Source organism: Mycobacterium sp. IDUB_17 (assembly GCF_055419465.1).
In genome coordinates this window covers 1,103,661-1,122,760 of record NZ_JBVAXS010000001.1, presented here as the reverse complement: position 1 = coordinate 1,122,760, position 19,100 = coordinate 1,103,661, and the positions used below count along the sequence as shown (strand labels likewise).

Annotated in this window: 21 protein-coding genes; 9 read left to right on the top strand and 12 right to left on the bottom strand. The window is 63.8% G+C overall.

Annotation, left to right across the window (positions count from 1 at the left end; translation table 11 throughout):
• Positions 1-14 precede the first annotated feature (14 nt).
• Positions 15-560: a DUF5994 family protein gene (locus ACZYZ7_RS05290; RefSeq protein ID WP_463740374.1), complete on the top strand. Its 546-nt coding sequence runs from the start codon at positions 15-17 to the stop codon at positions 558-560.
• 168 nt (positions 561-728) lie between these two features.
• Here ACZYZ7_RS05290 and ACZYZ7_RS05285 read toward each other — a convergent pair whose 3' ends face one another.
• The 3 genes from ACZYZ7_RS05285 to ACZYZ7_RS05275 all read right to left on the bottom strand — a co-directional run bounded on the left by ACZYZ7_RS05285 (position 729) and on the right by ACZYZ7_RS05275 (position 2,601).
• Entirely contained in the window at positions 729-932 is a 204-nt protein-coding gene (locus tag ACZYZ7_RS05285; protein WP_135454686.1) for a hypothetical protein, read from the bottom strand.
• Positions 933-974: 42 nt separating this feature from the next.
• Entirely contained in the window at positions 975-1,523 is a 549-nt protein-coding gene (locus tag ACZYZ7_RS05280; protein ID WP_463740373.1) for a DUF5994 family protein, read from the bottom strand.
• 223 nt (positions 1,524-1,746) lie between these two features.
• Entirely contained in the window at positions 1,747-2,601 is an 855-nt protein-coding gene (locus ACZYZ7_RS05275; protein WP_135454682.1) for a phytanoyl-CoA dioxygenase family protein, read from the bottom strand.
• Positions 2,602-2,646: 45 nt separating this feature from the next.
• On the opposite strand from ACZYZ7_RS05275, the gene ACZYZ7_RS05270 reads away from it, so the two are divergent.
• On the top strand, positions 2,647-3,222 hold the full coding sequence (locus ACZYZ7_RS05270; RefSeq protein ID WP_463740372.1) for a TetR/AcrR family transcriptional regulator: 576 nt from the start codon (positions 2,647-2,649) through the stop codon (positions 3,220-3,222).
• 27 nt (positions 3,223-3,249) lie between these two features.
• Here the strand turns inward: ACZYZ7_RS05270 and ACZYZ7_RS05265 are convergent, their stop codons facing one another.
• Positions 3,250-3,636 (bottom strand): hypothetical protein, encoded by a 387-nt coding sequence (locus ACZYZ7_RS05265; protein WP_135454678.1) that lies wholly within the window; start codon positions 3,634-3,636, stop codon positions 3,250-3,252.
• A 166-nt stretch (positions 3,637-3,802) separates the two neighbouring features.
• On the opposite strand from ACZYZ7_RS05265, the gene ACZYZ7_RS05260 reads away from it, so the two are divergent.
• A complete protein-coding gene (locus tag ACZYZ7_RS05260) occupies positions 3,803-4,888 on the top strand; it encodes an SDR family oxidoreductase (protein WP_463740371.1) in 1,086 nt (361 codons plus the stop codon).
• A gap of 4 nt (positions 4,889-4,892) precedes the next feature.
• On the opposite strand, the gene ACZYZ7_RS05255 is transcribed toward ACZYZ7_RS05260, so the two are convergent.
• Together ACZYZ7_RS05255 and ACZYZ7_RS05250 are read right to left on the bottom strand one after the other, a co-directional pair.
• Complete coding sequence (locus tag ACZYZ7_RS05255; protein ID WP_450071808.1) at positions 4,893-5,255, bottom strand: metallopeptidase family protein; 363 nt, start codon at positions 5,253-5,255, stop codon at positions 4,893-4,895.
• A gap of 164 nt (positions 5,256-5,419) precedes the next feature.
• Complete coding sequence (locus ACZYZ7_RS05250) at positions 5,420-6,100, bottom strand: TetR family transcriptional regulator (protein ID WP_463740370.1); 681 nt, start codon at positions 6,098-6,100, stop codon at positions 5,420-5,422.
• Positions 6,101-6,222: 122 nt separating this feature from the next.
• On the opposite strand from ACZYZ7_RS05250, the gene ACZYZ7_RS05245 reads away from it, so the two are divergent.
• Genes ACZYZ7_RS05245 through ACZYZ7_RS05235 form a run of 3 tightly spaced genes read left to right on the top strand, consistent with a single transcriptional unit; the run spans position 6,223 to position 9,476 of the window.
• Complete coding sequence (locus ACZYZ7_RS05245) at positions 6,223-7,251, top strand: NADP-dependent oxidoreductase (RefSeq protein ID WP_463740369.1); 1,029 nt, start codon at positions 6,223-6,225, stop codon at positions 7,249-7,251.
• A complete protein-coding gene (locus tag ACZYZ7_RS05240; RefSeq protein WP_463740368.1) occupies positions 7,248-8,342 on the top strand; it encodes a phosphotransferase in 1,095 nt (364 codons plus the stop codon). The genes ACZYZ7_RS05245 and ACZYZ7_RS05240 overlap by 4 nt, the downstream gene beginning before the upstream one ends.
• Before the next feature lie 15 nt (positions 8,343-8,357).
• Positions 8,358-9,476 (top strand): Rv3169 family protein, encoded by a 1,119-nt coding sequence (locus ACZYZ7_RS05235; RefSeq protein WP_463740367.1) that lies wholly within the window; start codon positions 8,358-8,360, stop codon positions 9,474-9,476.
• Between the two features lie 27 nt (positions 9,477-9,503).
• On the opposite strand, the gene ACZYZ7_RS05230 is transcribed toward ACZYZ7_RS05235, so the two are convergent.
• Positions 9,504-10,103, bottom strand: a complete 600-nt coding sequence (locus tag ACZYZ7_RS05230) for a hypothetical protein (RefSeq protein WP_463740366.1) — start codon at positions 10,101-10,103, stop codon at positions 9,504-9,506.
• A gap of 91 nt (positions 10,104-10,194) precedes the next feature.
• The gene (locus ACZYZ7_RS05225) at positions 10,195-10,584 is read right to left on the bottom strand and encodes a hypothetical protein (protein WP_463740365.1); all 390 of its coding nucleotides are present in this window, start codon (positions 10,582-10,584) and stop codon (positions 10,195-10,197) included.
• Between the two features lie 281 nt (positions 10,585-10,865).
• Here ACZYZ7_RS05225 and ripB point away from each other — a divergent pair, with 281 nt between their 5' ends.
• Together ripB and ACZYZ7_RS05215 are read left to right on the top strand one after the other, a co-directional pair.
• Positions 10,866-11,600: an NlpC/P60 family peptidoglycan endopeptidase RipB gene (ripB, locus tag ACZYZ7_RS05220; protein ID WP_463740364.1), complete on the top strand. Its 735-nt coding sequence runs from the start codon at positions 10,866-10,868 to the stop codon at positions 11,598-11,600.
• A gap of 42 nt (positions 11,601-11,642) precedes the next feature.
• On the top strand, positions 11,643-12,041 hold the full coding sequence (locus ACZYZ7_RS05215; protein WP_463740363.1) for a hypothetical protein: 399 nt from the start codon (positions 11,643-11,645) through the stop codon (positions 12,039-12,041).
• A gap of 2 nt (positions 12,042-12,043) precedes the next feature.
• On the opposite strand, the gene ACZYZ7_RS05210 is transcribed toward ACZYZ7_RS05215, so the two are convergent.
• The 3 genes from ACZYZ7_RS05210 to ACZYZ7_RS05200 form a co-directional block, all read right to left on the bottom strand.
• Positions 12,044-12,982: a M56 family metallopeptidase gene (locus tag ACZYZ7_RS05210; RefSeq protein ID WP_463740362.1), complete on the bottom strand. Its 939-nt coding sequence runs from the start codon at positions 12,980-12,982 to the stop codon at positions 12,044-12,046.
• Entirely contained in the window at positions 12,979-13,368 is a 390-nt protein-coding gene (locus tag ACZYZ7_RS05205) for a BlaI/MecI/CopY family transcriptional regulator (protein ID WP_135454656.1), read from the bottom strand. The genes ACZYZ7_RS05210 and ACZYZ7_RS05205 overlap by 4 nt, the downstream gene beginning before the upstream one ends.
• A 122-nt stretch (positions 13,369-13,490) precedes the next feature.
• Positions 13,491-15,008 (bottom strand): multicopper oxidase family protein, encoded by a 1,518-nt coding sequence (locus ACZYZ7_RS05200; RefSeq protein ID WP_463740361.1) that lies wholly within the window; start codon positions 15,006-15,008, stop codon positions 13,491-13,493.
• Positions 15,009-15,439: 431 nt separating this feature from the next.
• Here ACZYZ7_RS05200 and ACZYZ7_RS05195 point away from each other — a divergent pair, with 431 nt between their 5' ends.
• Positions 15,440-16,321 carry a L,D-transpeptidase gene (locus ACZYZ7_RS05195; protein ID WP_463740553.1) on the top strand — a complete coding sequence of 294 codons (882 nt, stop codon included), beginning with the start codon at positions 15,440-15,442 and terminating at the stop codon, positions 16,319-16,321.
• Between the two features lie 31 nt (positions 16,322-16,352).
• Here ACZYZ7_RS05195 and mgtA read toward each other — a convergent pair whose 3' ends face one another.
• Complete coding sequence (gene mgtA, locus ACZYZ7_RS05190) at positions 16,353-18,974, bottom strand: magnesium-translocating P-type ATPase (protein ID WP_463740360.1); 2,622 nt, start codon at positions 18,972-18,974, stop codon at positions 16,353-16,355.
• Positions 18,975-19,100 lie beyond the last annotated feature (126 nt).

The following is a 19,100-nucleotide window of genomic DNA, read 5'->3' as shown; positions in this document are numbered from 1 at the left end:
ACGGGAGCGTCTCCATGACGCCACAGCAGACACGCAGAAATGATCAGAACTCCACCGTGCCGGCGCGTACGCCGCGCCTACGGTTAAAGCCCAAAGCACCACAAAGTGGCTATGTCGACGGGGCGTGGTGGCCGCACACAGATGACCTCAGCGCAGAGCTGCCAGACCTGCTGGCCGTGCTCTCGGTGCGCCTGGGCCGCATCGACCGGGTGCTGTATCACCTGAGCGCATGGGCGAACGCGCCACGAAAGCTCATCACCGGAGGGCGGGCGGTACGCCTGGATGGGTATCGGCGACAGCCGATCAACACCGTTGAAGTTCTCGGGCTCGACGGTGACCGGCTCACGCTACTGGTGATCCCGCCTCACACCGACGCCAACGACGCACACCGCACCATGATGACCGCGGCGCAACCCCACAATGCCGCGACCGTCGACGGATTGCTCATGATCAGCCAACGAGACCGGGACAGACGCACCCAAGCTTCCACTGCTCAAGAACGCTGGGAATCAGAAGGTGGAACTACGGTTTCCCCAAAGTTAGCGCAGCTACGCGGCTGACACCGAAACTTCCCAGGGGCCGGCATTCACCGGATGGCAAATTGCCTCCGGCGATGGATGTGTTGTGACGCATCAGGTTTGGTGGTCGAACTCTGACCAGGATCAGGGTCGGTCAAAGGAGCGAGCGAATCTCGAACCTGACTCAAGGCTCGCCTGGCAGTAGTCGAACTATGAGCGGTGATGAAATAGCCTGTGGGGCTTTCGCTTTTCGTCTCCGGCCACCTCAGTCCAGCCGCCCACCGGATAGGTCGCGGCCGGCATTGTTTCGGCTCGGATAACTTCTAATGACCCGTCGTTGTGTTTGACATAGCGATCGCCGAAGCGTGCAAACTCATCAGTGACGCCGTCGTTGCGGGTTACTTGTACAGTCATGGTCAAATCCGATCCCTGACGATATCGCCAGCGTCTTGTTCTTCAGAAGCCGTCACCGGATGGGCATCCGGGAAGCGCTGCGTGGATTGATATCTCTGATTCCCAGCGACGCTGGGCAACGCTGGCCCGGTCCAAGCTGATCCGGACGCGCGGTTCGATCCCGAGAAGGCGGTCCACATGGGTCTCGTCGCTGGGATGTGCAGCCCTCATCATCGTCGCGTGCGCATCGGAGGGGTCCGCGTGCACAGCTACGACCAGCAAATCGAGTCGACGGAATCCAGGACCTAGCAGACTGATAGTTGAAATCGGTTGGCGCTCATAGCCGTCCAGCTTGACTGCAACGCCACCGGTGTCGAGCTTTCGAGGCGCGGGCCTCCAGTCAGACAATCGGTAGAGTACCCGTTCGACGTGTCCCAGCCTGACGGACAGCACCGCTAGTAGGTCGGGAAGTTCAGCGCTGAGGTCATCGCCGCGGGGCCACCACGCCCCATCGACAAACCCATTGCGTGGCGCCTTCGGTTTCAACCGCAATCTTGGAGTACGGGACGGGCCTTGCACCCGGTGCGAATTCTCAACCGCTTGTAGCGTCATGTAGACGCTCCCATCTATGGCCGAGCCAAGCGGCCTATTGAATCGATGCTCCAAACCCGGATGGGCAATCTGTATGACGGAACACCAACACGTTTAACGATACTCGCAGTCACACAAAAAAGCGACAGCCTTGACCCCGTTCAGCCCGGCGCATTGGCATCTATCGTTGCCTTCAGCGAAAACGCGTGGATCATAAAGTGATCGAACAAGTTTGGTGGCCACATCAGACCGACGGGGCGCCTGGTTCGAGTAGCCGCTTGGGGTGCATGCCATCGACCTGGCCGATGAACGGCGGGTGGATGCTGTAGCCCAGCATGCGCCGGATGTCCTCGGACACCGCCCGCACGGTGTCGCGGGTCATGGACAAGGTGAATGCCTCCTGCGGGCGCAACCACGGCTCGCAATACTGCGCCGTCAGCGCCAGGCGTGCGTTCGCGGATCGGTTGGCACCGCCGCCGTGCCACAGCGTCCCGAGAAAGAAGACGCACGACCCGGCGCTCATCACCACCGGTTCGCGTTCGGCGGGCTCGGGCTGCCGATCACCCCACTCATGGCTGCCCGCGACGATGTCGGTCGCACCGTTGTCGGCTGTGAAATCATCGATCGCCCAGATGGTGGCCGCGCCCAAGGCTTTTCGCGGTCGGGGCAGCGGATAGAAGCTGTCGTCGGTGTGCAACATCTGTGCCTGCTCCCCCGGCAGGATCCTGATGACCTGCAACATCGACAACAGGTAGTTCGGCATGAATAGCCGGTCCAGCAGTGCCAGCACGCGTGGATGATCGGCGATCCGGTCACAGCTGCGGGTCTTGTTCAACACGCTGTACACCCGCTGGGTGGCGTGGCCTTCGAACCCGTTGCGGCCCCGCCGATCCAACAGCGGCCCCACAGACTCCCGAATCGCGTCGAGTTCGGCAGTAGTGAGCAGATCAGGCAGGATCACGTAGCCGTCGCGCAGGACCGCCGCCAGATCCGCCTCGGCCACCGCATGGTCGACCTGCTCACCGCTGCTGCGGGTGCGCCGATAGGTGCCGGCCAGGTCGCCGGCCAACTCCGTCAACGAGGTCACTTCAGTGCTCATATCGCCCTCACCGAGACATAACTGACTTCTGTTATTCTTCGGACTATGGCACGGGCCCCAATCGGACGTCAACAACTACTCGATGCCGCCCGCGACGAACTCGTCCAGGAAAACGGTGTCATCGAGCTCAGCGGGCTGACGCGCCGCGCCGGGCTCAGCACCGGCGCCCTCTATCACCACTTCGGATCGAAGAGTGGTCTCCTGACGGCGATCTACGACGGCTTCTACGACGGACTGCGCCACGCCATCGCCGACGCCCACCTCCCCACCGGCGACTGGGCCACTCGCGAACGCGACCGCACCCATCGCTTCGTCGCCTACCACCTCGCCGACCCGCTGGCGCCGATTCTTCTCAACCGCACCGCCAGCGACCCACAGCTCACCGAACTCGAAGCCGCCTATATTCACGACCTCATCGACAACGCCGCCACCAACATCCGCCACGGACAGCAACTCGGTGAACTGCCAACAGATCTGGATGCCGACAGCGCTGGTGCCTATGTCATCGGCGGCCTGCGCCACGGCATCGCACAACAACTCCGAACAACCCCGACACCGAATTCTGACCAAGCCACACAAACACTCTGGCGCTTCACCGCTTCCGTCCTCGGCATCACGTAGCCCGACGGGACTGCATTACCAACCGCGTCAGCTCCGGTCGTCCTGACCGCGTCCGGTAAAGCGGTTCAGGGTGGAGATGCCCGGGATGTTGGTCAACATCCGGAAGACGTCGTTGCCCGTGTTGATCAACGATTCGAGTTGCGGCAGGAGGCGGTCCACCGTACGGAACATCGGGTCGGCCATGGCCATATACCGTTCGGTCCGATCGATCGTGGTGTTGAGCCGTTCGGTCGCGACGGCGAGGTTCTCCAGCAAATCGGGCAACTGCGCGGCGAGTTGAGCCGACGCCGGCGGAATACGCAGCGCACCGCTCGCCACCGCCTGTGCGGCTTCCACGGCGGACTGGGCCGTGCCGACCGCGGCTTGAGCGGCCGATTTGAGGTCGCTCGGTTTCGGTACCTTCTGGCTACTCATACTGGCAACTGTGCCCCACATCGGCCGCACAGTGGCCGATAACCAGCAACATTGAGCACTGTTGTCACCCTGTGCTCGCCGAAGGGCAAACTTGATCAATGGCGCCGCGGCGCTGACAGCGCCAGCGGCCGCATATCGCCCGGATGTCCGAACGGAAGGAACCCCCATGAGCACACCCCGGACCCCGATCGACCCGGACGCACCGGTGCTCGTGACAGGCGCCAGTGGTTACATCGGCAGCTGGATCGTCCGGTATCTCCTGGAGGCCGGCCACACGGTGCACGGCACAGTGCGCAACCCGCAGAAGACGTCCGGACTCGAGCACCTACACAAGCTTTCGGCTGACCATCCCGGCCGGTTGAAGCTGTTCAAGGCCGACTTGCTTGAGCCCGGTAGCTTCGACGAGGCGATGGACGGGTGTGAGCTCGTCATGCACACCGCGTCGCCGTTCCTGCTCTCCGGCTACAAGGATGCGCAAGAGGCGCTGATCCGCCCGGCGCTGGAGGGCACCCGCAACGTCCTTGACTCGGTCAACCGCACGGACAGCGTCAAGCGTGTGGTGCTGACCAGCAGCGTGGTCGCGATCTACGGAGATGCCCGTGAGACACGGGATGTTCCCGGCGGTGTCTTCACCGACGAACACTGGAACACCACCAGCAGTGTCGACCACCAGCCGTACCCCTATTCCAAGACCGTGGCGGAGCAGGAGGCCTGGCGGTATCAAAAGGCGCAGGACCGCTGGGACATGGTCACCATCCACCCGGGCCTGGTGCTCGGTCCTTCCCTCACCACCGCCAGCGATTCGGCCAGCCTGAGCACGATGAAACAGTTCACCGATGGCACCCTGCTGGCCGGTGCTCCCGCGTTGACCATGGGCGTGGTGGACGTGCGTGACGTCGCCGATGCTCACCTGCGCGCCGGGTTCACCCCCGAGGCCCACGACCGCTATATCGTCAACGCCGATTCGCTGACCCTGCTGGAGATCGGCAAGGTGCTGCGCCGCCGGTTCGGACCGTTCTACCCGTTCCCGAGGATGACCGCGCCCAAGCTGCTCGTGAAAGCCATTGCCCCGGCAGCCGGGCTGACTCGACAGTTCGTCGATCGCAACATCGGATACCCGTTGGCATTCGACAACAGTCGTAGCCGCGACGAGCTGGGATTGGCCTACCGGCCGGCCGAACAGACCGTGACCGAGCACTTCCAGCAGATGCTCGACGACGGGCTGGTCCGCCGCATGCCCGGTGGCCAGTGACACATCAGTAGCGATCGATCTCGATCAGTCGTTTGTCGCTGATTCCGAAGTGATGTGCGATCTCGTGGAGCACGACGTGCCTGATCTCGAGGCGTAGTCGATCCGCGTCGCCGGCGGCGAGTCGCGTGATCGGCCCCGCGAAGACGCTGATCTTGTCGGGGAGCGCTCCGCTGTAGGTGCTGGTCCTTTGTGACAGCGGTACGCCGCGGTACAGGCCGAGCAGCGGCTGGCCGTCGGGAGGCTCGTCCTCGACGACGATCTCGACGTTGCTGATTGCCGCACGCAGATCGGCCGGAAGCGACCTCAGCGCGGCGTTGATCGCCTCATCGAACAGGTCATTGAGACCCAGTCTCGAATCCGCGTCCATCTCTCCAATGGTGCCAGAATCGCGGCAACCATCACATCAGACGGGCTGGGCTCCCGGTTCGGGCAGTCGGTTGGGGTACATGCCGTCGACCTGGCCGATGAACTGCGGCTGGATGCTGTAACCCAGATGCTCGACGACGGGCCGGTCCGCCGGATGCCTGGTAGCTAGCCCGCGGGCTCCGGCGGTAGTCCATATTGCACTGCAATGCCGTTGAGCAACATGGTCATTCGCTGTTGGAAGGTGGCTTCGCTGAACGGGTCATAACCGGACTGGGCGACGGCACGCAATGTCGGATAGTCGGTGGCGGGACGCTTGGCGAGAAGTTTGAAGATCCGGGCCAGCCACGGCTGTCCGCTTTCGGCATGAAGGTGTTCGCGATGCGCCTCGGTGACACTGCCGATCGCCATCGCGCTCACCGCCGCCCACACGGCCATCGCGTCATCGGGCGCCAGTCCGTGCCCGGCGAGCGCCTCGACCGCATCGCCGTTGCATTCCATCTCCATTTCGTCGCGCACCCCGCCCGTGACGAACTTCTCCACCAATGCCGGCTCCGACGCCAGCACAGTCCGGATGTAGGACGCGTAACTGCGCATCCAGGTTGCCCAGTGCTCGCCGGCGTACCGCGGCGGCGGTGACATGACGAGTGCGCGCTCGGCGGCGAGGCGCAGCAGATCGTCCTGGTTCTTCACGTGGTGATACAGCCCGGGAAGGCTGATGCCCAGATGCTCGGCGACCCGGCGCATGGTGACGTTCTCGCTACCGATCTCCAACACCGCCGCCACGATGGCACTCTGGTCGATTCGAGGCGGCCGGCCACGCCGCGGCGTCAAGTCGTTGGAGGTCACGGAATCCTCCTACCAGGCGGGACACTCTCGATCTGGGGGTTGACGTTAATCCATATGAGTTCTAAGAATCAATATGAAAATTCAGTCGACCACCTTGATCTGTCACAGAAATGAGCAGCAACATGACTGACGCCGCGCACCGCCAGAACCGTCAGGTCCTGTTGCGCCGCCGCCCCAATGGCCTGGTGTCTCCCGATGACACCGAGATGGTGACGGTGCCCGCCCCAGTACCCGCGGAGGGCGAGGCGCTGCTGCGCACCACCTATGTCGGCATCGACGCCGCCGCTCGCACGTGGCTGGACGGCGAGCCCGGCTACCTTCCAGCCCTCGAGCTGGGCGAGGTGGTCCGGGTGGCAGGTATCGGCGAGGTCGTCGAATCACGTTGTGATGCCTACAAAGTCGGTGATCTCGTGACCACCCTGACCGGACTGCAGGATTACGCGATCATCCGCGATGACCTGTTCAGCACGCTGGTGGTCGGATACACCGATCCGCTGGCCGTGATGTCGATCTACGGGCCGACCGGCGCGACGGCCTACTTCGGCATGAAGGGTGTCGGCAATCCGCAGGCGGGCGAGACCGTCGTCGTTTCGGCGGCCGCGGGTGCCACCGGGTCGGTGGCCGGCCAGATCGCCAAGATCGCCGGTGCTCGGGTGGTCGGTATCGCCGGAGGCCCGGAGAAATGCCGGGTCGTGGTCGAGGATTTCGGCTTCGATGCCTGCGTCGACTACAAGGCCGGCAACCTGACTGCCGCGCTGAAGGAAGCGTGCCCCAACGGGATCAACGTCTACTTCGACAATGTGGGCGGGGATGTTCTCAATGCGGTGCTGGCCAACCTTGCGCACAAGGCGCGCGTGGTGATGTGCGGCCTCATCTCCAGCTATCTCAACGGCGATCACCCCGGGCCGTCCAACTACGTGAACCTGCTCGCCACGGCCTCGACGATGCAGGGCTTCATCGCACTCGAAGAGTGGGCGCGCTTCGACGAGGCGTTCGCCGCGCTGCAGGGTTGGGAACAAGCGGGGCTGCTGGTGCACCGCGAAACCGTTTACGAGGGGCTGGAATCCAGCGTCGAGGCCCTCAACGGCCTGTTCAACGGCGCCAACATCGGCAAGATGCTGGTGAAGATCAACGAACCGGGCCAAGCGTGACGACGACGGATCCCGACCGGAGCGCGGTCCCTGCACCGGGAGTTGTCGATACTGCCGACGAGGTCGACACGCACTGGCTCACCGCGGCACTGAACTCGTCCGGCATCGCTGCGACCGTGCGGCAGGTGACCTCGGAACGCGTTGGGACCGGTCAGATGGGTTCCTGCTCAAGACTGTTCATCGACTACTCCGACGGGACCGGGCCCGACCGGCTGATCATCAAGCTGCCGGCTACCGACGCCAACAGCCGGGCAGCCGGCACGCTCAGCTATCGCTGCGAAACCAGCTTCTACCGCGACTACGCACACCGGGTCGGTGCGCGGCTCCCCCGCTGCTACTACGTAGCCTCCGACGCGGAGGCCAACGGCTTCACGCTGTTGTTGGAAGATCTGGCCCCGGCCGAGCAGGGTGATCAGATCGCCGGCTGCACAGTGGATGAAGCCCTGGCCGCGGCGGTCAACGCCGCCGGATTGCACGCCTCCACCTGGAATGACCCCGCGGTGCGCGAGCTGGACTGGCTGATCCCCGACCTGACGGCAATGCCCGAGTTCGCAGCCGAGCTGCTGGCCAACGCCACCGACCAGTTCCTGCAGCGGTACACCCTGCAGCCCGAGACCGCCACGGTACTGCAGCGGTATTCCGACGAGTTCATGTCCTGGGCGGCCGGACGCCGGGAACCGTTCGCGCTGCTGCATGGTGACTATCGCCTGGACAACCTGCTGTTCGCCAAGGCGGGTGCCACCGATCCCGTGGTGGCGGTGGACTGGCAGGTCATGTCGACCGGCCTACCCCTGCGGGATGTCGCGCTGCTCGTCGCGCCGGGGCTGTCAGTACCCGACCGCCGCGCCGGCGAGCGTTCGATCATCGAGGCCTACCACCGACGGTTGGTCGAACTCGGCGTCACCGGATACAGCCTCGAAAGTTGCCGGGACGATTATCGTTACGCGCAGTTCCAGGGGCCTTTCGTCACGGTGCTCGGTGCGCTGGTAGGCCAGCCCTCCGAGCGCGGCGACCGGATGTTCACGGTCATGGCCGAACGGTCGGCCACCGCGATCACCGACCTCGACGCGTTCTCCCTGCTGGGCAACTGAACAGAAACAGGACCGATGCTCACACCGTTTGACGACTTCCCCATCCATTCCTCGGCCGAGCCGGTCGCGACGCCGGCCAGCGCTGACCCCAACCACTACGACCGCTACTGGTTCAACGGTCATCAGCGCGACGGCGAGTTCTACTTCGGTGCGGCGATGGGACACTATCCGGTTCGTGGGGTCATCGACGCGGCGTTCAGTCTGGTCAAAGACGGCGTGGAACACTCGATCTTCGCCTCCGGGGCCATGCCGCTGGACAGGTCGGCAACCGTCGGCCCGTTCCGCATCGAGGTGGCCGAACCGCTGCGGACCATCCGGTACATCGTCGACTCGAATGAACACAACATCGCCTGTGACCTGACGTTCCGCGCCACCACGGTCGCTATCGAGGAACCACGACAAACGCGCCGAACCGCCGAAGGCATCATCCTGACGGACCACACCCGCCTGACCCAATGGGGTACCTGGGAGGGGACGATCAGCGTCGACGGTGAGGACACCGCCGTCAACGCGGGTTCGGTGCCCGGGACCCGGGACCGTTCCTGGGGAGTTCGGCCGGTCGGCGAGCAGGTGCCGGTGCTCCGGCAACCGATGCCGTTCCAGGTGTTCTGGCTTTGGGCACCACTGCATTTCGAAGATCGCTTCACCCACTACGCCTTCCACGAGCACGAGGACGGGCGCCGATGGTTGGAGACCGCGCAGATCCTGGATCCGCTGCCGGCGGGGGCTTCACCGTGCAGTCGGGTCGGTGTGCGGGAGTGCTACGACATCGGCTACGAACTCGACTGGGAGCCGGGGCGACGCGAAATCCGGCGGGCGCACCTGTGGTTCACCGATCCCGTCGAGGGCGAGACGCATATCGAGGTGGAGAAGCTGTTCACCTTCCGGATGCGCGGCATCGGCTATTGGCATCCGCACTGGGGACACGGTTCCAACCACGGACAACTCGAAATCGGCCGGGAATCCATCCGTCTCGACGAGTTCGACCCGACCGACTTCGCTTCGATCCACCTACAGAACGTCGTCAAAGCAACGATGGGCGAGCGCACCGGAATCGGCGTCGTCGAGCAGATCGCCATCGGCCCGCACGCGCCATCCGGGCTCACCGGATTCCTGGACGGCCACCGATCCTGAGGCACGTTCTGTCGTCGCGGAACTTCGCTAGCTGATTCGCGGATCGGTCACCTCGTCGACCAGTTCATTCGTCGCGGGGTCGAGCCGCTGCAACCGAGACACAACATCGGCATCTGTCGTCACTTTCATGATCAGCTCGGCGGGGTCGAGACCGAGCGATTTCAGTGTCGCCGTTGCGGTCTCGACAGCTTCGTGCTCGCTGATGTCGCGCCCACCGGAATAGACCTTGGTCGTGTGCGCGTACGCAGTTGTTCCGTTCACCGGGCGGTGAAATGAGATCCTCCGGACACTGACGGCCGGAAGTGGCGGGCCGGAGAAGGTCCCGCTGGTATCGAACTGATTGACGACCGACACCGATGCGCCGTTGTCCGTCATGAGGTCGAAATGCAGCTCGGTCACGCCGACCGCGACAAGAGACGGTCCGTTCACGGTGACGGTTGATCCACCGACAACGGCAGTACGAAAGAACCCGAAGCTCCGGAAAATCGGTTTGGGCGGAAGATCTACGTTGAACTCCATGTGCAACGCAAGGTTCGATTGAGCGACGACGGAGCGCGGCGCGTGCGAGTAGTGAACGGTGGCCGTATGGCCCCAGGTTTGGACGGTATCCGTCAAGACGATCATCACCGGCGTCCCTTCTGCATCCCGATGTCCACAAGCGTATGGAGCGGCGGTGCAGGTGCCATGAGTAATCCGCTACCTGTTCTGGGGCACCCGGTCATCGGGGACTGTCCACCTGGCCCCGGTGCATCAGGAACGCGGCCGGCTCGAGTTCGGCTGCCCCGTGAAAGAACTTGAGCTGAAGCGGCTCCCCACTCTGCAAGATCCGCATCAGCGATTCCAGCAACTCGGGGACCACATCCATCACCACGTAGCGATCGAGCCCCAGGTAGCAGCTTTGCACAGGCCGCCGGATGTAGATGTAGCCCGCAGTGCGGTCCTCATTCACCAGTTCGATCCAGCCGAGGAAATCCACGTCGGTACCAGATCGGTACAGCACGGTGCGGTATCCGGTGACGGGATTGACCTGCCTGATCGGGTAGTCGGCTTCCTCGGCACGCAGCCGGCGATCATCCCGCAAGTCTTCGGGCAATAGATCGGGATTCATCGCTCCCCCTTGAATGGTGTCGCCTCCTCTCCAATTCTGATTGGCCAAAACCGCGGCGTACCGCGTAGTCGACTACGCCATTCGGGGACCCGGCCGTCGCCGGGCTCGATACCAAACCGCAACCTCTACAAGGAATTACAGAAGTGCAATTTTGTTGCGAGTGGGACTCACGTGATTATTGTGATGTAGAGTACGTACGTACGTAGTTACTACGTAGTTATTGAATGGTCCGATACCGGATCGGCCACGGCCGACCCAGGGCGGAAAGGAACTGCGGGACCATGCCTTCCAATCCGCGCTCGGGCCAGATCTCCTGGGAACGTCGAACACTTTTGCGCACAGGGGTTTTGGCTGCAGCCTCGCTGGCATTGATAGGATCGCCGCTCGCCCACGCCGAACCCAACGCCGGACAGTGGGATCCCACTCTGCCCAACCTGCTCAGCGCGGGTGCGCCCGGCGATCCGGTGGCCATCGCCAATGCGTCGTTACAGGCAAGCGCTTTTGCGGCGCAGACAACCTTTGACATGGGGCGAAAATTCTTGGGGAGCCTGGGACTCGCACCGGCTGACACCGGTGCGGCGGCTCCCGTACTCCGCGGCAACCGTGTGTACGGCAGACAGGCTGTCGAGTACGTCATCCGGAGGGCCGGCACCCAACTCGGAGTGCCTTATTCCTGGGGAGGCGGCAGCTTGACCGGGCCCAGCCGAGGGGTCGATTCTGGAGCCGGCACCGTCGGGTTCGACTGTTCTGGACTGACCCGTTACGCGTTCGCCGGTGTCGGCGTGCTGCTCCCCCGCTATTCGGGCGATCAATACACCGCGGGACGCCAACTCGCGCCGTCACAGGCCAAGCGGGGCGACCTCCTGTTCTGGGGACCCGGCGGTGGACAACACGAGGCGCTCTACCTCGGCAACGGTCAAATGATCGAGGCCCAGCAGACAGGTGTCCCGGTCAAGATCTCGCCGGTCCGCAAATCGGGGATGACACCCAATGTCACCCGCATCATTGAATACTGACGCGATAATCGCCGGGTGAGCATGACCGGTCGACGAGTCCCGTTGTGGCTACTGGCGTGTGCACTCATTTTGGGCGTCGTCGCTGTGATCGCCGTGAGAACACATGGCTTTGGTCTCGGGGACGCGGCGGGTCGCGAGGCTCAGGATCGTTGCGAGACCGATGTGCGCGGCAAGCTGGTGACGCCCGCGACCGCACAGCTCACCGACGTGGAGTCGAAGCTCAGTGACCTCGAGCCCGACAGTCGGGACTTGTTCCCGTTGACCACCGACGAGCCGCTGAAGGGCGTCGAGCAATCACGTATCACCGTATGGAACGTGTCAGGAACGGTCGACGCCCAGACCGAGGCCGGCAGTACGATTTCGGATCCCTTCACCTGCCGGGCGTATTTCGTCGACGGCCACCTGGCGGACACGCTCGTTGTGTTCGAGCGCGAGCACTGACGTCAGCGACAGAACTGGCCCGATGCCCCCAGCGCGAACGTTGCGATCGGGGCGAGAGCGATCACCGTCATCGCCCCGATAAGACCCGCACGCGAACCGAGCCGGGTCCACGGTGCGGGTGGCAGCGCAAGACGTTCAGCGCGGTTCAGCAACGCCACATCGGCGGCCCCGAGCGCCTGGGCAGGTGTGGCTCCGGCGAGAGCCATCAGTCCGGTCAGCAGGGTGTGCTCCCCAAAGCGGCGCGCCGCGGCATCGTCTGCGCACATCTCCAACAGCCGAGCGACATCAAGCGCGCCTCGGGTTATCAGCTTGACCCTTGGGAACACCATCGCCAACCCGCGCAGCGCCGTCACGATCTTCAGATGATGCCCATCCAGGTGCGCTCGCTCATGGGCGAGCACGGCAGCCAGCTCATCGCTGCCGAGCGCGGCAATTGCGCCGGTCGTGACCACGATCGCGGGCGGCGCGCCGGCCACACAGTACGCGGTGCACTCATCGGCGTCGACGATGAAGACATCACGCGGGCCTGCCGGACGTCCCACGAGCCGAACAGCTTGAGCGTGACCATGGGCATGGGCGCGCAGCCGCCGGATGGTCCGTAGCGCCTGCATCCCGAAACCACCAACCGCCACGATCAGCGCAACGGCGACGACGACCACCGTCGCCTGCGCCACGATGCCGGCGCGGCCGGCCGCGATATCGCAGAGCAACTCCACACAGGACGCCAACAGAGATCTGCGCTGGCCTCCGTGGAACACCACGTCGCCGATGACCAGTATCGGAATCAAGATCCAGGTCGCCAATACGCTCGCGATGGCGGTCAACCACGCCGCCACACCGAATCTCGGGGCTGAACCGCCGCGGGTGAGGGCGCTGAGCAGCATCGGTGCCAGCAGCACCACCGCCACGCTGTAGATCAGCAGGCCCGCGGCGACGTTCACCGCTTCTTCGCCCTGGCGGAGCGGCGCGCCAATGAACGTAGCGCGGCACGCAATCGATCGGAATCCTCCGGGTCGATCTGCTCGATGAAGTAGCCGAGCACCAAATCGGAACGGCCACCGCCGTCGAGTGCCGCACGCATCAACTGAGCCGAGTGCTGCTCGCGGTTCAACGTCGGCCAGTACCGATAGGCACGCCCGTCGCGGTCGCGCTCCAGCCAACCCTTTGTGTGCAGGTTGTCCATCGTCGACATCACTGTGGTGTAGGCGATCCGGCGCTCCTCGGCGAGCTCGTCGAAGACCTCGCGGACCGTGACCGCGGCGTCACCGCGATTCCAGATGCGATCCATGATGTCGGCTTCGAGTTCGCCGAACCCTCGTACGCGCACTGCACCCCTCCACGATCGGTGAACTGAGCGTACCTCGCGTCGAGGCTCGTCACGCGCCTCGACGCGAGCTCCGTAACTACTACTTAGGCTAGTACGTAGTACTCCCCCGGCTTCAACACCGGTCAGGTGGCGTAGGAGAGGCTCGTCATCATCCCGCCCTCCTGGTGATAGGTGTTGTGGCAGTGCAACATCCAAATTCCCGGGTTGTCAGCGGCGAATATCACGCGTTGTCGCTGCATCGGCAGCACGATGAGCGTGTCCTTGCGGGCACCCGGGCGCCCGTCGTCACCCAGAACCTGAAAAGTGTGCCCGTGCAGATGCATCGGATGCCACATCATCGAAGAGTTCCGGAATGTCATTGCGACACGTTGCCCTTCGCGCACGGTCAGGGGCTGAGCGTTCGCGAACGAGCGGCCATTGATCGTCCAGTCATAGGTGGCCATCGAGCCGCCCAGTTCGACGGGCAGTTCGGCATCAGCGGCTGCCGAGTCGAAGGTGGCCTCCGGGGTGGCGGCGAAGGAACTGACCGTACCGAGCCGGCCCTGCAATTCCGGCGGCGCATAGTCGGGCGGCGGAGTCGAACCATCGGCGGTCACCAACAACGCCCGCGTCGACGCATCCTTCCCCTCGGCGACCGCGACCAGTGGGAATACCCCGTCTCGCGCCGTAACCACCACGTCATAGCGCTCGCCCATCCCGATCAGCAGGGCGTCCACCTCAGCGGGAACCACGGCGAATCCATCGGTGTGGGTGACGGTCATTCGATGCCCGGCCAACGCGACCCGGAACGCGGTGTCGGAGCCGGCGTTGATCAGCCGGACCCGCACCCGCTGGCCAGGGCGCACCCGGACGCTGGTGGGGTTCTTGGCATTACGGCCATTCACCACGTACATCGGGTAGTCGACGTCACCGCCGTCGCCGCCGAGCGGTGAACGGTCGTGGGCACCCATCGAGCCCATCCCCGCCTCACCGTCCATACCCGGCATCGCGTGCCCTTCTCCCGACGGCATGCGTAGCCGGTCATAGATCTGAGCGGGGCTCAGACCGACGCCATCCGTCCAATCATCAAGCATCACGACCCATTCGGCGTCATATCGGCCCGGGTCATTCGGGTCGTCGACGATCACCGGGAAGTACAAGCCGGTGTCCGCATCAAGCCCGGTGTGTGGATGGGCCCAATACGTCCCGGGATGTGACACCGAGAACCGGTAGGTGAAGTCGCGGCCGTCGGCAATATCGGGAGTGGCCGGCGACGCGCCGTCCATGTCGTTGCGTAGCGCGAGGCCGTGCCAGTGCACCGAGGACGCATGGCCGAGCCTGTTGCGTACCGTGACCTCCAGTTCATCACCGACCGATGCCCGCAGGAGCGGCCCCGGCACCATGTCGTTGTATGCGATGGTGTCGGCGATCGTGCCGCCGAGATCCACCCGCGTGCGCTGGGCGGTCAACGTGGTGGAGACGGTGCGTCCGCTGTGCGGACGACGGGCTTCGGCCACGGCGATCGCATCTCGGGCACCCGCACTGGCTGACGTGGCACCGGTGTCGCGCTGACACCCCGCGATAGCTGTGGCGCTCAGAGTGGCGGTCGCCACGAGAAATCCCCGGCGACTGAGCCGGGGCGGATTGGCGACGTCAGGCATGTCCTCCACCCTGACCACAGAGCTCAGTGAATCGGTATGGGTCTTGTGAAGGTTCGTTGAAGAAAATCGCCCATCGCGTTTGTGGTGCGGGAGCCGAAACTCATATCGAACACACAACAACCTACGCATAAGCCCCGTATTGGATAACTACGTACGCTCTGATCTAGCAGGTCAGAGCCGTGGCGGTTACGTGCAGAGCTTTACGGATTCTTCACAAATGCTATGGCAAACAAATATTTTCGGCGGGCAGGCTCGACGGCGAGCAATCGCCCCCGGCCCACGCTATCTACTATCCCCGTACGTAGCTAGTAGACTGGGCGGCGTCATGAATCCGCCCAACCGGGCGCGGTCATCAAGGACACATCGTCGATGGAGGCCTAGTGCAGCACCGCACCAGACACCTGTGGATCACCGCGATCGCGGCGACCGTGATGGTCACCGCGTCAACGGTCGCCGGCACTTCTGCCCTGGCAGAGCCCGCGGGCCCGCCCCAGCCCGTCGAACCGGCACCACAACTCGACCCGGCTCCGATGCCCTGGCTCAACCCGTTCGGCGCGGCGGCCAATGTCGGCACCCCGGCCGGACAGAACCCCATGCCGTTCAGCGGCGAGCCGCCGTTTCTGCCACCGGCGTTCAACCCTGCCAACGGGTCGACGGTCGGTGTCGCCAAACCGATCTCCATCACGTTCCAGCGGCCGATCGCCGACCGTCAGATGGCCGAGGACTCCATTCGCGTCTCATCCAACCCTCCGGTGCCCGGCAAGTTCTACTGGATGAGCGACACTCAAGTGCGTTGGCGGCCAATTGATTTCTGGCCCTCGGGCACCGTAGTGAACGTTGACGCCGCAGGCACGAAGTCCAGTTTCCGGGTCGGCGATGCACTTGTGGCCACCATCGATGACGACACTCATCAGATGCAGATCCACCGTAACGGCGTTCTGGAAAAGACGTTTCCCGTCTCCCTGGGAAAGCCAGGCTATGAAACCCCCAACGGCACCTACTATGTGTTGGAGAAGTTCGCCGACATCATCATGGATTCGTCAACGTACGGAGTTCCGGTGAACTCGGCCGAAGGTTACAAGCTCAAAGTCGAGAATGCTGTCCGCCTCAGCAACACAGGGATTTTCGCGCACAGCGCCCCCTGGTCGGTCGGCGCTCAGGGCAAACGCAACGTCAGCCACGGCTGCCCCAATCTCAGCCCTGCGAACGCGCAATGGTTCTTCGACCACTTCGGCAGTGGCGACCCCGTCGTCGTCAAGAACTCCGTCGGCCTCTACAACCAGCCGGATGGCGCGCAAGACTGGCAGATCTGATCCACGTGGCGGACCCCAGGGCGGCAGTCCATCATCGGGTGGCCGAACTCGGATGGTGCACAAATCTGGAGGCTCGGCGTTCGATGCGATGAAGACGCCCGCGGGTACGAACCGGCGCAGCCGCAAGATGAAGCGGATCGGCATAGAACACCTTCTTGGTGAACTCGACCATGATCAGGTAGCCCACGGTCAGTAGCACCAGCGCGGCGAAGAACTGCCACGGCAACGGTGCGAAACCCAAGCGAGATGCCAATGGCGACAAGGTCACCGCGATCCCGATCGCGATTGCACCAAAGGTCGTCGCAACCAGCGGAGCACTGGGCACGCTGCGGAAGAACGGAATGCGCCGGGTTCGGATGACGAAGATGATCAGGGTCTGGGTGGCCAATGACTCCACGAACCACCCGGTGCGAAACTCGGCGGGAGCCGCGTGCAGCACGCCGAGCATCAAGCCGAAGGTCAGGAAGTCGAACAACGAACTGATCGGCCCGAACGTCAGCATGAAGCGTTTGATGAACGCGATGTTCCAGTGTGACGGAGCGTGCAGTTGTTCTGGATCGGCGTGGTCGGTGGGGATGGCCAGCTGGGAGCTGTCGTAGAGCAGGTTGTTCAGCAGGATCTGCCCGGGCAGCATCGGGAGAAACGGCAGTACGGCGGAGGCCGCGGCCGCGCTGAACATGTTGCCGAAATTGCTTGATGTGCCCATCAATACGTACTTGATCGTGTTGGCGAAGATGCGTCGTCCTTCCGACACACCATCGGCGAGAACGCCGAGATCCTTCTCCAGGAGCACGACATCGGCAGCGTCCTTGGCGACGTCGGTCGCCGAGTCCACCGAGATACCGACATCGGCCGCGTGCAGGGCCAGCGCGTCGTTCACACCATCACCGAGGAAACCGACCGAGCGTCCCTGTTTGCGCGCCGAGGCGATCACCCGTGCCTTCTGTTCCGGCGTGACTCGGGCGAAAATGGTTGTCTGGGTGACCATCCGATCGAATTCGCGGTCGTCGAGTTTGTCCATCTCGACGCCGGTGATCGTACCTTTCGACGCCAAACCGAGTTCCGCACAGACTTTTTCGGCGACCCGCGGATTATCTCCGGTGGCGACTTTCACATCGATTTCCAGTTCGGCCAATTTGGCCAGCGACTCTCGCGCGGCCGACTTGGGGTTGTCGGCAAAGGACAGAAACCCGGCCAGCCGGAGGTCGGATTCATCGGACGGGGTCACCGTCTCCAGTCCGGACGCAGGCTTGACCGCGACTGCGACTACCCGTCGGCCTTCGGCGAACAGTCGATCGAGTGTTTCGTGAGCCGATTCCGGCACCTGGGCGCACCTGGCCAGCACCTGCTCGGGTGCCCCCTTGGTGATCAGTGTCCGCTGGTCGCGACCGGGGTCGTCGACAAGCGTCGTCGCGGACCGTCGCGTGTGATCGAACGGAAGAACCGCGATCTGGCGGACGCCCGCGGTCAACACCGCGGCGTCGACACCGGTCGCCCGCCACAGTGCAGCGTCCATCTCGTTGCCGCTGACTCCCCCGGCCGCCGGGTCCACGTCGGTCGCCAGCAACCCATCACGCAGGACATCTTCGGAATGGGCACCCGCGGCGTCAACGGCATCGATGAAGCTGATGCGGCCATCGGTCAAAGTTCCGGTCTTGTCGGTGATCAGGACATCGATGTCACCGAGATCCTCGATGCTCACCAAGCGCTTGACCAAGACCTTGCGTTTGGCCAGTTCCCGCGACCCGGCGGCGAGGCTGCTGCTGACCACGGCCGGCAGCAGCTGCGGGGTGATGCCAACCGCGATGGCCAGCGCGAAGAGTACGGAGTCGATAACCGGCCGGCGCAGCATCACGTTGGCCAGCACGATGAATACGGTCAGCGTCAACGCCACGTAGAGCAGCAGATAGGAGAACTTCCGCAGACCCGCTTGGAAGTCGGTCTCCGGCGCATTCTGGCTGAGTCCGACCGCGATCCGGCCGAACTCAGCGTCCGCGCCGGTCGCGTACACGACACCGATGCCGGTGCCCGCGCTGACGATGGTGCCCATGAAGGCGAGATCCGTCGCATCGGCCAGCGCGGTGTCCATCGCCACCACATCGGCCGACTTCTGTGCGGTCATCGACTCACCGGTCAGAATGCCTTCGTTGCACTCGAGACCGTTGACGTCGAACAGCCTGACATCAGCGGGCACCGCCTCGCCCAGGGTGAGTTGGATGACGTCACCGGGCACCAACTCGGTCACATCAACCTTGACGGCCTTCCCGTCACGGCGCGCGACTGCGTTGTGCTGCACCCGTGAATGCAGGGCTTCGGTGGCCCGTTCTGCCCGGTACTCGTTGACGAACCCGAGCCCGATGCTGATCACCAGGATGATTCCGATGATGATCGACTGGGTGGCGTCGCCGAGGAAGGCCGAGGCCACGGCGGTCACGGCCAACAGGATCAGCACTGCATTGTTCAGTTGTCGTCTGAGCACTGCCCAGGCACTGACGTGATGCGTGCGAATGATGTTCGGCCCGTGCGCGGACAGACGCGCGGCTGCCTCCGCCGACGACAGGCCCTCAGATTGCGTATGCAGCGTCGACATCAGCTCCGACAACGGGGCTGATGCGGCCTGGCTCGCGGTCACCGTATCGATGCTGCCCCCCACAGTTCGTCACCAGTGGATGCTCGGAGCCTAATCCGCCACACCGGTTTGCTGCACCGGTTTTGACGTGAGCGCAACGCAACAAGTCAGTGGTCACACCGCCTGGTCGCGTAGCCGACTACTCGTGTG

Bases quoted from the DNA above. Each gene is read 5' to 3' on its own strand.
- ACZYZ7_RS05290 (WP_463740374.1), top strand. From the start codon at position 15: ATGACGCCACAGCAGACACGCAGAAATGATCAGAACTCCACCGTGCCG.
- ACZYZ7_RS05285 (WP_135454686.1), bottom strand. From the start codon at position 932: ATGACTGTACAAGTAACCCGCAACGACGGCGTCACTGATGAGTTTGCA.
- ACZYZ7_RS05280 (WP_463740373.1), bottom strand. From the start codon at position 1,523: ATGACGCTACAAGCGGTTGAGAATTCGCACCGGGTGCAAGGCCCGTCC.
- ACZYZ7_RS05275 (WP_135454682.1), bottom strand. From the start codon at position 2,601: ATGAGCACTGAAGTGACCTCGTTGACGGAGTTGGCCGGCGACCTGGCC.
- ACZYZ7_RS05270 (WP_463740372.1), top strand. From the start codon at position 2,647: ATGGCACGGGCCCCAATCGGACGTCAACAACTACTCGATGCCGCCCGC.
- ACZYZ7_RS05265 (WP_135454678.1), bottom strand. From the start codon at position 3,636: ATGAGTAGCCAGAAGGTACCGAAACCGAGCGACCTCAAATCGGCCGCT.
- ACZYZ7_RS05260 (WP_463740371.1), top strand. From the start codon at position 3,803: ATGAGCACACCCCGGACCCCGATCGACCCGGACGCACCGGTGCTCGTG.
- ACZYZ7_RS05255 (WP_450071808.1), bottom strand. From the start codon at position 5,255: ATGGACGCGGATTCGAGACTGGGTCTCAATGACCTGTTCGATGAGGCG.
- ACZYZ7_RS05245 (WP_463740369.1), top strand. From the start codon at position 6,223: ATGACTGACGCCGCGCACCGCCAGAACCGTCAGGTCCTGTTGCGCCGC.
- ACZYZ7_RS05235 (WP_463740367.1), top strand. From the start codon at position 8,358: ATGCTCACACCGTTTGACGACTTCCCCATCCATTCCTCGGCCGAGCCG.
- ACZYZ7_RS05225 (WP_463740365.1), bottom strand. From the start codon at position 10,584: ATGAATCCCGATCTATTGCCCGAAGACTTGCGGGATGATCGCCGGCTG.
- ripB (WP_463740364.1), top strand. From the start codon at position 10,866: ATGCCTTCCAATCCGCGCTCGGGCCAGATCTCCTGGGAACGTCGAACA.
- ACZYZ7_RS05200 (WP_463740361.1), bottom strand. From the start codon at position 15,008: ATGCCTGACGTCGCCAATCCGCCCCGGCTCAGTCGCCGGGGATTTCTC.
- ACZYZ7_RS05195 (WP_463740553.1), top strand. From the start codon at position 15,440: ATGGTCACCGCGTCAACGGTCGCCGGCACTTCTGCCCTGGCAGAGCCC.